Annotated in this window: 9 protein-coding genes; 5 read left to right on the forward strand and 4 right to left on the reverse strand. The window is 59.6% G+C overall.

The features are described 5' to 3' along the window. Positions 1 to 13 precede the first annotated feature (13 nt). Both PQR42_RS37770 and PQR42_RS37775 read right to left on the reverse strand, forming a co-directional pair. The gene (locus tag PQR42_RS37770) at positions 14 to 940 is read right to left on the reverse strand and encodes an amidohydrolase family protein (protein ID WP_012428924.1); all 927 of its coding nucleotides are present in this window, start codon (positions 938 to 940) and stop codon (positions 14 to 16) included. Beyond that, a complete protein-coding gene (locus PQR42_RS37775) occupies positions 940 to 1,896 on the reverse strand; it encodes an amidohydrolase family protein (protein ID WP_408388577.1) in 957 nt (318 codons plus the stop codon). The genes PQR42_RS37770 and PQR42_RS37775 overlap by 1 nt, the downstream gene beginning before the upstream one ends. Before the next feature lie 241 nt (positions 1,897 to 2,137). Here PQR42_RS37775 and PQR42_RS37780 point away from each other — a divergent pair, with 241 nt between their 5' ends. After that, complete coding sequence (locus PQR42_RS37780) at positions 2,138 to 3,025, forward strand: LysR substrate-binding domain-containing protein (RefSeq protein ID WP_408388575.1); 888 nt, start codon at positions 2,138 to 2,140, stop codon at positions 3,023 to 3,025. Here the strand turns inward: PQR42_RS37780 and PQR42_RS37785 are convergent. Further along, positions 3,022 to 3,918: a LysR substrate-binding domain-containing protein gene (locus tag PQR42_RS37785; RefSeq protein WP_408388573.1), complete on the reverse strand. Its 897-nt coding sequence runs from the start codon at positions 3,916 to 3,918 to the stop codon at positions 3,022 to 3,024. The two genes, PQR42_RS37780 and PQR42_RS37785, sit on opposite strands and share 4 nt — an antisense overlap. Positions 3,919 to 4,066: 148 nt before the next feature. Between PQR42_RS37785 and PQR42_RS37790 the strand changes: the two genes are divergently transcribed. The 3 genes from PQR42_RS37790 to PQR42_RS37800 all read left to right on the forward strand — a co-directional run bounded on the left by PQR42_RS37790 (position 4,067) and on the right by PQR42_RS37800 (position 7,271). Beyond that, the gene (locus PQR42_RS37790; protein WP_408388571.1) at positions 4,067 to 4,594 is read left to right on the forward strand and encodes a (2Fe-2S)-binding protein; all 528 of its coding nucleotides are present in this window, start codon (positions 4,067 to 4,069) and stop codon (positions 4,592 to 4,594) included. Continuing rightward, positions 4,595 to 6,847, forward strand: coding sequence for a xanthine dehydrogenase family protein molybdopterin-binding subunit (locus PQR42_RS37795; protein WP_408388569.1), 2,253 nt, complete (start codon positions 4,595 to 4,597; stop codon positions 6,845 to 6,847). Positions 6,848 to 6,956: 109 nt separating this feature from the next. Next, a complete protein-coding gene (locus PQR42_RS37800) occupies positions 6,957 to 7,271 on the forward strand; it encodes a helicase (RefSeq protein WP_408211457.1) in 315 nt (104 codons plus the stop codon). 122 nt (positions 7,272 to 7,393) lie between these two features. Here the strand turns inward: PQR42_RS37800 and PQR42_RS37805 are convergent, their stop codons facing one another. Next, positions 7,394 to 8,197, reverse strand: coding sequence for a hypothetical protein (locus PQR42_RS37805; protein ID WP_408388567.1), 804 nt, complete (start codon positions 8,195 to 8,197; stop codon positions 7,394 to 7,396). 233 nt (positions 8,198 to 8,430) lie between these two features. Between PQR42_RS37805 and PQR42_RS37810 the strand changes: the two genes are divergently transcribed. Further along, complete coding sequence (locus tag PQR42_RS37810; RefSeq protein ID WP_408388565.1) at positions 8,431 to 9,558, forward strand: aminotransferase class V-fold PLP-dependent enzyme; 1,128 nt, start codon at positions 8,431 to 8,433, stop codon at positions 9,556 to 9,558. Positions 9,559 to 9,657 lie beyond the last annotated feature (99 nt).

A 9,657-nucleotide genomic window follows, 5' to 3' on the forward strand; every position in this document is an offset into this window, starting at 1 on the left:
CAGTCAGTCAGCGTTAGGCTGGCTGCGTCACATCATTCACATAGGTCGCCTTCAAACGCTTCTCCGCTTCTGCGAGATCCTTCGGCGGCTTGGTCGGCTCGATCCCGACCAGACGGGCGATGTTGTTGCCCATATAGTCTTCGAGACCATCCTCATCCAGATTCATGCCTTGCGGTGCGGGACCGCACAGCATTTCCAGTTCACGCAGCCACATGCCCGGCTCGTTCGGCGGCGAATCCGTGCCGAACACGATCTTGTTACGCGGCAGTTCCCGAGCGAATTCGACGATGCGCGACTGATAACACCAACCCGATTCGCAGTACACGTTCGGCGTATCCATCGCCATCCAGAAAGCTTCGAACGAGTAATTGCCGCCCGTCTGAATTCCGAAGTGACCGATGATGAAATTCACCATCGGGAATTCGCGGATGATCGGATAGAACTGCGTCGGAATCGTGTACGGTCCGTCGCCGGTGTGAATCAACACGACCACGCCGAGCTCCGCGCACTTCTTCATCGCGGGACGCAACCAGTCGAGCGCGCGATCCGGCCGGTAGCCATGCATATTCGCGTGCAGCTTGAGCATCTTGAAGCCGTACTCCTTCACGTGGAATTCGAGTTCGGCCGCGCCGTTTTCCGGACCCCAACGCGGGTTGTACGTGAAGTTGCCGATAAAGCGATCGGGGTACTTTTGCGTGAGTTCGGCGATATACGACATGTAATCGCGAATGCCTTCACGTCCGCGTCGATTGCCGTCGCGATAGCCCGTGTTGCCGGGCGGCGGCTGAATGAAGCCCATGTCGATACGGCGCGGCTTGCCGTTGATGATGTACGGACCGTCCATCATCTTCAGCAGACGTTCGCCGGTGAACGGCTCGCCGGTATGGCGCCACGCTTCGTCGACGAGGTTCGTGGGATGCAGATGGGTATCGATGATCATCAGCGGGCTCCTGCGTAGTCGGCCTGGCCCGCGTGTTTCGTCGCGGCGCCGGCATGGTGTTTCAGATAGGCTTGCGCTTCTTCGACGCTCCTCGGCGGCGCGCTCGGCTCGATGCCGATCATGCGGGCGAGGTTGTTGCCGAGATAATCCTCGAGCGTGTCTTCGTCGAGATTCAGGCCTTGCGGCGGTTCGTGACACAACACTTCGAGCAAACGCAGCCACATGCCCGGCTCGTTCGGTGGCGTATCGGAACCGTAGAGAATCTTGTGCGTGGGCAGGACCTTCGCGAATTCGACGATCCGCGATTGCAGGCACCAACTCGATTCGCAATACACGTTCGGTGTATCGAGCGCCATCTGATACGGCTCGAAGCAATACACGCCGCCCGTCTGCACGCCGAAGTGCGCCATGATGAAATTCACCGACGGGAATTCGCGGATCAGCGGATACCACTCGCTCGGAATGCTGTACGGACCGTCGCCGGTGTGCAGCTTCACGAGCAGGCCGAGGTCCGCGCATTTGCGCAACGCAGGACGCAGCCAATCGAGCGCGCGGTCGGGACGGTACGCATGCATGTTGGCCTGCAACTGCACCATCTTGAAGCCGTGTTCCTTCGCATAGAACTCGATCGCTTCAGCGCCGTTCTCCGGACCGCAACGCGGGTTGTAGACGAAACAGCCGAGCAGACGGTCCGGGTGCTTCTGAACGCATTCCACGGTGTACGCCATGTAGTCGTCGATCGACTCGCGGCCCGAGCGTTCGCCGTCGGTCCACGTATAGATGGTGTTGCCTTGCGGCGGCTGAATGAAGGCCTTGTCGATGCGGCGAGGCTTGCCGTTGATGATGTAAGGGCCGTCCATCACCTCGATCAGACGCTCGCCGGAAAATGGCTCGCCGTCATGGCGCCACGCGAGGTCGACCAGGTTGGTCGGATAACAGCTAGTGTCGATGATCATGTACTCGATCTCCTTGAGAGGAACTGGTGTATCCAGTTGCCGGATCGCGGGCAGGCGCATCGATGGAACTCAGCCCGTTGGGCTTGCCCATGCGGCCCTTTGCAAGACGCAGTGTTTGTGCGCCTTCCCCTCGCCGGCATCGAGTGTCACACTGATGTGCACTGCTGCTTGCGATGCAGTCTCACAAGATAAAAACGCTCTGTACAATATTTTTTAACCACGATCTTGATACGTTTGCGATATGGACATCCGGCTGTTGCGTTACTTCGCGGTGCTTGCCGACGAACTGCATTTCGGCCGGGCAGCCGCGCGCCTGCACATTTCCCAGCCGCCGCTGAGTCAGCAGATTCGCATCCTCGAAGAGGAGATGGGCACTGCGTTATTCACGCGCTCGCAGCATCGTGTCGAACTCACCGAGGCAGGGAAAACACTTAAAGAGCAGGTGCCGTTGATCTTCGCGCAGTTCGAACGCGCGATCGATCTGACGCGTTGCGCGGGACGTGGCGAAGTGGGGAACCTCGAGATCGGCATCATCAGTTCGGCGATGGTCGAGCCGATTCCGCGCGCGCTACGGGTATTCGCGGAGAAGCATCCGCAAGTGCGATGGACGCTGCATGAGATGACGCCGGCCGCGCAGATTCTCGCGTTGAAAGAGCGGCGGCTCGATGTGTGTTTCTTTCGCGTTTCGCATGAGGACGCGGAGATTCGCAGCGAAGTGGTGATGCGCGAGTCGGCGGTGGTCGCGTTGCCGTTGGGGCATGCGCTGGCGTCGCGTGAGGAGATTGCGTTGCGTGAGTTGGAGGCCGAGCGTTTCGTGTCGTTCGGTTTGCTGCAGTCGCAATTGGCGCGTTTTCTACAGGACTGTTGCGTCGAGGCAGGGTTTACACCGCGGATCGAACAGGAAGTGGTCGAGGTGCATACGCTGTTGTGTCTCGTGCGCGAAGGGTTGGGCGTGGCGTTGCTGCCTTCGTCGGCACGACAGTTGTCGACGGGCGGTGTCGCGTTTGTGCCGGTGGCTGCGCCGCGGCCCGAAGTGTCGCTGCACGCGCGCTATCGTGCTGAGGCACCTTCGCCGGTGTTGTCGCTGTTTCTCGATACTGTGCGGGAAGTGGCTGCCAGCACGACCTAACCCGCGCTGTTAGTTCGTGCGACCAGGTCGCGAATCACTTCAATCAGCGGCGCCACGCGCTCCGCTTTCTCGCGCGGCCATACGGCGTAGAGGTTGTAGTGGGTGGGAATTTCCACTTGCGTGAGTTCGATCAGCGTGCCGCTGCGTTGGGCGTCGGCGGCGAGCAGGCCGCGCGCCAAACCTGCGCCCACGCCTGCGCTGGCCGCGGCGATCAAGCCCGCAGCGTTGTCGAAAACCGCTACCGCGTCAGGCTCGACCTCGGGCAGGCCCGCTGCGGCGAGCCAGGGAATCCACGAACGCTTCGTATAGCCGAGCAACGGCAACTCCAGTAGCTGTTCCGGCGTGAGCGGCACGCTGAGTCCGTGCGCCTGCAACAACGAAGGCGAACCCACAGCCGTCAGACGGTCGCCGCAAATCAGCGCGTTTTCGAAGCCGTCCCATTCTCCATACCCATACCGCAACGCAATATCCACGCGCTCGAACGCGCTGCGGTCATGACGTGGCGTCGACAGCACGGTAAGCGATGTGCCGCTCAACGCACCGAGCAACGCAGGCAACCGCGCCACCAGCCAGCTCTGCGCGAGTTCGGGATCGACGTCGAGCGTGATCGACTGCTTAACCGTGCGCTCTTTCACCGACGACAACGCGCGATCGATCTGCTCGAAGCCATCCGCCAACTGATTCGCGAACAGCACGCCCGCGTCGGTGAGCACCACGCGGCCGCTTTCGCGCACGAAGAGCGGCTGGCCGACGAACTCCTCGAGCGTGCGGATCTGCTGGCTGATCGCGCTGTGCGTGAGCGACAACTGCCGCGCCGCGCTCGAAAAGCTGCCGACGCGCGCGGCCTGCAGGAAGGCCTGCATCGACTGAATGGACGGATAGCGCTTCAACATGGTGTTAGCCGGACTTACGGGTGATGGAAGAAATGGTCGCTGGCGTTGCGCTTAACGGCTTTCAATAATGGCCGCAAGCACGCGGCCCTTGTCACGCATCCACCCATGCAATGCGTCGCGCTGCACAACGACATTCAGGAGACAGCGCATGATCGAGATCGTGGTCAACGACACGCGGCACTCGCTCGACAATGTACCGGAAGACATGCCCCTGTTGTGGGTGTTGCGCGACCGGCTCAAATTGATCGGCACGAAATTCGGCTGCGGCGGCGGGTTTTGCGGCGCGTGCACCGTGCATCTGGAAGGCGAGGCGGTGCGCTCCTGTTTGCTGCCCGCTGTCGCCGTGGCCGGCAAACGTATCACGACGATCGAAGGGTTGTCGAAGGACGGCCGGCATCCACTGCAACTCGCGTGGGTCGCCGAGGATGTGCCGCAATGCGGCTACTGCCAGTCCGGTCAGTTGATGCAGGCGGCCGCGTTTCTCAAGGACAAGCCGACCGTCAACGACGAAACCATCACGACGGCGATGTCGGGAAACATCTGTCGATGCGGCACGTACTCGCGGATTCGCAAGGCGATCAAACGAGCGGCGTCGGGTGATCCGGCGTTGGCGGCTGTGGAGATGCCTGCTTGCGCGTCCGCCTGCTCGTTTCACGTCACGAACGAGGAGGCTTGAATGCGCAACGATAAAGAAGCGCTGACCAGCGTTCGCGGCGCTGCGCGCCGTCGCTTCATCAAACAGAGTTCGGCATTGTTGGCCTCGGGTCTCGCGATCGGCTTCCAGTTGCCTGAAGCCTTCGCCAAGGGCGACAACAAAAGCGGCGACCCTAAACCGCAAGCCGGTGAGTTCGAACCGAATGCGTGGGTGCGCGTGCTGCCGGACGATACGATCAAGCTGGTCGTCCATAAACACGACTCCGGTACGGGGACGCGTACCGCGCTCGCGGCGATGGTCGCGGAAGAACTGGACGTTGATCTGTTTCGCGTCGATGTGATCACGCCGGAGAATCCGTTTTACGGCGACTACATTCATCCATTGTGGAAGGTGTTTTCGACGGGCGGCAGTACGAGCGTGTCGCTGGAATATGATCGCTTGCGACGTGCAGGCGCGACGGCGCGCGCGATGTTGATCGCTGCCGCGGCGAAACAATGGAATGTGGCGCCGTCGGCGTGCTCGACGGAAAACGGTTTCGTGATCGACAAGGCTAGCGGTAAGCGTGCGAACTACGGCTCACTGGCGCAGGTCGCGGCGCAATTGCCTGCGCCGAAAGACGTCGCGTTGAAAGACCCGTCGCAGTTTAGATACATCGGCAAATTGCAGAAGAAACGCGGCGCTGCGGAGAAGGCGCGGGGCGCGTTTCCGTACAGCATCGACGTGTCGTTGCCAGGCATGCTCGTCGCGGTCGTCACGCGTGCACCGGTAATCGATGCGCGCGTGCGCAGCGTGGATGACAAAGCCGCGTTGGCCGTGCCGGGTGTGCGGCAGGTTTTGCAGATTCCTGGGCGGCCCGACATTCTCGGCGGTAATCAGGCGGGCGTGGCTGTGTTAGCCGATGATTACTGGTCGGCGCACAAGGGGCAGGCGGCCTTGCATGTGGAGTGGGAAGATAGTCCGCTTGAGACTTTCGATAGCAGCACGCTTGCTGCGCGTCAGGCGGCGTGGCTTGATGATCCGACGGCGCGCGTGGTGCCGACTGTTCAGAGTGGGGATGTGAAGACTGCCTGGCCACATGGGGCTCGGGTGATTGAGGCTTCTTATTCGATGCCTTATAAGGCAGCGAATCCGCTTGAGCCGATTAACGTTACTGCCTGGGCTAAGAAGGATGGCGGGATTGAGTATTGGGGTGGGTTGCAAGTGCCTTCGACGGTGCAGGAGGCGGCTGAGGTGATCGGCGGTATTCCCGCAAATCGTGTGGTGCTGCATGAGCTTGTTTCAGGCGGGAGCTTTGGGTCGCGTGAGTCGAAGTACTGGCTTTTTGAAGTGACGTGGCTTGCGTTGAAGGTTGGGAAGCCGGTGAAGCTGATGAATAGCCGGGAAGATGAAATGCGTGCGCTTTACTATCACTCGGCGAGTTATCACCGGGCGAAGGCTGTGCTCGATAAGCGCGGGAATTTGACGACGTTGCAGTTGCGGGCTGTGATGCCTGCTTCGCCGGAACAGTGGGAGCCTGGGTATTTCGATCGGCCAGATCGGATGGATTACAGCACTACTGAAGCGATTAGCAAGTATGAGTTCGCTTATGGGGCGCCGCATGTGGATATTGGTTGGGTGCGGCATGAGACGGGGGTGCCGACTGGATGGTATCGGGCGGTGAGTTATATACCGAATGTGTTTGCGGTTGAGTCGTTTATGGATGAGGCGGCGCATGCGGGGCATCGGGATCCGGTTGAGTTTCGGCTTGCGCATATGAAGGATCCGCGGCATCAGGCTGTTTTGCGGGAGGCAGCGAAGCGGGCCGGGTGGGGGAAGACGTTGCCTGCTGGGACTGCTTTGGGGGTGGCGACTAATCAGGCTTATAGCAGTTATGCGGCGGTGGTTGCGCGAGTGGCTCGCAAAGGTGATGGAGTTGTGATTGAGAAGCTGACTTGTGTTGCGGATTGTGGGTTGGCGGTTTCGCCTGGTGGGGTCGAGGAACAGCTTTATGGTGGGTTGATGTGGGGGTTAGGGCATGCGACCGCTGATCGCATTGATATTCGGCATGGGCAGGTGGAGCAGAAGAACTTCGATACTTATCGGGTCATGCGGATGAGTGATATGCCGGAGGTGGATGTTTTGATTGTGCAGGGGGATACGTCGAAGCCGGGTGGTGTGGGGGAGTTGTCCAGTCCTTCGGTGGCGCCGGCGGTGGCTAATGCGGTGTTTAAGCTGACGGGGAAGCGGTTGCGCGATACGCCGTTTGAGTTGGAGAAAGTGGGCAGGAAAGCGTAGGCTTGAGGCGGTGGTTGCGCGATTCAATCAAACTATTGCATCGACCGGTTGAATCCGCGACCGATTACGCCGACTGTTAGAATGGCTGCCCTTTTCCTGGGAGCTGAAAATGTCTTGGTTCATCTATGAAGTGCCCGAATACAACGAAGACGGGGCGCGTATCGAACCCTTCAGCGAACTGCGTAGCCGCGTCGTGAAAGTAAGTGGGCAGGCAATGGCTGACGAACTGGAAAGCGTCCGCGAGAACGCCGCGACGACCGCGGATACGCCAGCGCGGCCGCTGCGCGCGGCGGAAAATCCTCACGTTTTCCCGATTCCTTATGCCGATTCCATGATCCTGGTTGGGTTTATCTTCGAACTGAAGCGCGAGGCTCGACAGTTGGTGGTGTCGCCTGTGGAAATGCCTTGGCTGAAAGACGCGTAGAAAGAAGAGACGATCGAAGCGGCACCAAAGCCGAGAGGCAAACTACACGGGCGGCGCGCATTGTTGAGAAGCATGTGTTCATGCAGGGCGCCTGATTCACGGACGTTTGCTTTCCGTGGCGATTAGCGCTTCGTATCCTCCGGCTTGGAGCCCGCGGCTGCAGCAATGCGGCTTTGAGCCGCGACGAGTTGATCATCAGTAGTCGCCACCAGCCACAGACGTGCGTGCTCCGCGATCTGGCGGTTGTGATCCTTCAACGGGCCCATCGCGGAGGCGGCCTTCCAGACCACTGAGCCGACTCGGCTCTGCCTGCCCGACGGCGCGCCTACGAGCAGGCAGTAAGGTCCCAGCGGAAGCGATACAAACGGGAGTGCAGGACTGATGCGCACGCGCCAGTCGATGAAGGGCGACTCGCTGATAAGCAGCGGTGTGGGCAAGCCGTAAAGCACGCTGAAATCGTACAGCGCCAGTTGTTCCGGCATGCCGGCGTAGGTGCGCCGGATATCGTCGACAACCGCCGCGCGGATCTCGTCCTCGAACATGGGTTCTTCCGCGTAGCGGGCCAATGCCTCCCGAGCCGCAAGTTGATATGCGCTGAATAGGCCGAGTTCGATGCAGTCCTGGACGGCGCGTTGAACCTCCGATACAGAACCGGCTTCCTGTGGCGTGCCCAATTGCGCAGCGCGCAGAAATCGAGCTAGCCCCGCTTCCTGGATCGCAGGACCATCCTTGGATGCATCGTCTTGAGCGTCCTTGCCAAGGGGCACGTAGGTGTATTTCTCGGCTGCGAAATGCGATTTCTTGCCTTCGTCAAACTTGATCTCGCCATCGACGCAGTCCAGATAGCGAGTGCCGACTCGACCATGCTCCCAAACCCAGTTTTTCAGGAGCGGGCGTAGCGGATGCAGTTTTTCGTGATCGGCCATTGGAACCTCCAAGTGTCCCAGTATAGTTCTAAGTTGGAGGTTGGTCTGTGGAGGGCATGGCGATGGTTCAAACCGACGCCTTGGCTCTTTCCATCAAGCCAGGCGGATTCCCCGTTGGCTTAGCGGCAGCCGGCGCGAAGGGCCGACAGCACATGCTTTTTGCCTCCGCTACAGGTGGCTTTCGTTAGAATCTGTTTTTCGATGCTTATATTCGTCCATAACCGGAGACAAACGTGCCAGGCTTACTTCCCGATGTCGACCGCGAGGGGCTCCTCGAATATTCAGTCGTTTACACCGACCGATCACTCAATCATATGTCGCAGCTCTTTCAAGGAGTCATGCGCGATATTTCCAATTCTCTGAAGAAGGTCTACAACGCGAAGTCGGCCGTTGTCGTCCCGGGCAGCGGGACTTTCGGTATGGAAGCCGTTGCCCGGCAGTTCGCAACGAACAGGAAGTGTCTTGTCATCCGGAATGGCTGGTTCAGTTATCGCTGGACGCAGATTTTCGACATGGGCGGCATTCCGTCTGAATCGATCGTGCTGAAGGCGCGCCCAGTCGAACAAGGGAGACAGGCTGCCTATGCACCGCCACCGATCGAAGAGGTGGTCGCTGCGATCAGGGAAAACAAGCCGGACCTGGTCTTTGCGCCGCATGTCGAAACCGCATCCGGGATCATGCTGCCGGACGCTTATTTGCGCGCGGTGGCTGACGCTGTGCATGCCGTCGACGGCATGTTTGTACTGGATTGCATTGCCTCCGGCACGGTCTGGGTCGACATGAAGGCGAGCGGCGTTGACGTCCTGATCAGCGCGCCGCAAAAGGGATGGAGCGCGTCGCCGTGCTGCGGGCTGGTCATGCTTAGCCCGCTTGCCCGCGAAAGAATCGAGGGAACAACCAGCACCAGTTTCGCTTGTGATCTTCGCAAATGGCTGCAGATCATGGAAGCCTACGAGAACGGTGGATTCGCGTACCACGCAACGATGCCCACGGACGGTCTCGCGACGTTGCGTGACGTCATGAAGGAGACCGAGGCATACGGCTTCGACAAAGTGAGAGCGGAGCAGCTTGAGCTTGGTAAGCGGGTTCGGTCACTTCTTGTGGATAAGGGTTTTAAAAGCGTGGCGGCGGAAGGGTTTGAGGCTCCGGGTGTTGTCGTTAGTTATACGGACGATGATGGGATTCGAACCGGGAAGAAGTTTGCTGATGCGGGGTTGCAGATTGCGGCTGGGGTTCCGCTTCAATGTGACGAGCCTGAGGATTTTAAGACCTTTCGGATTGGATTGTTTGGGTTGGATAAACTGCATGATGCTGAGGGGGCGGTGGAGAGGTTCGAGAAGGGGCTGGATAGTATTCTTTAGTGTGGGTTTTCTTTTTGCGGAGGATGTGCGTGTTGCTCGTTATCTCAGCCGCCTCGGGAGGAGGAACCAAAAACCTAGCGGAGAGGCTATGCGCACTGT

It is taken from the genome of Paraburkholderia sediminicola, assembly GCF_046027355.1.
Lineage (GTDB): Bacteria > Pseudomonadota > Gammaproteobacteria > Burkholderiales > Burkholderiaceae > Paraburkholderia > Paraburkholderia sediminicola_B.

Coding starts and splice junctions, on each gene's coding strand:
- PQR42_RS37770 (WP_012428924.1), bottom strand. CDS start 940: ATGATCATCGATACCCATCTGCATCCCACGAACCTCGTCGACGAAGCG.
- PQR42_RS37775 (WP_408388577.1), bottom strand. CDS start 1,896: ATGATCATCGACACTAGCTGTTATCCGACCAACCTGGTCGACCTCGCG.
- PQR42_RS37780 (WP_408388575.1), top strand. CDS start 2,138: ATGGACATCCGGCTGTTGCGTTACTTCGCGGTGCTTGCCGACGAACTG.
- PQR42_RS37785 (WP_408388573.1), bottom strand. CDS start 3,918: ATGTTGAAGCGCTATCCGTCCATTCAGTCGATGCAGGCCTTCCTGCAG.
- PQR42_RS37790 (WP_408388571.1), top strand. CDS start 4,067: ATGATCGAGATCGTGGTCAACGACACGCGGCACTCGCTCGACAATGTA.
- PQR42_RS37795 (WP_408388569.1), top strand. CDS start 4,595: ATGCGCAACGATAAAGAAGCGCTGACCAGCGTTCGCGGCGCTGCGCGC.
- PQR42_RS37800 (WP_408211457.1), top strand. CDS start 6,957: ATGTCTTGGTTCATCTATGAAGTGCCCGAATACAACGAAGACGGGGCG.
- PQR42_RS37805 (WP_408388567.1), bottom strand. CDS start 8,197: ATGGCCGATCACGAAAAACTGCATCCGCTACGCCCGCTCCTGAAAAAC.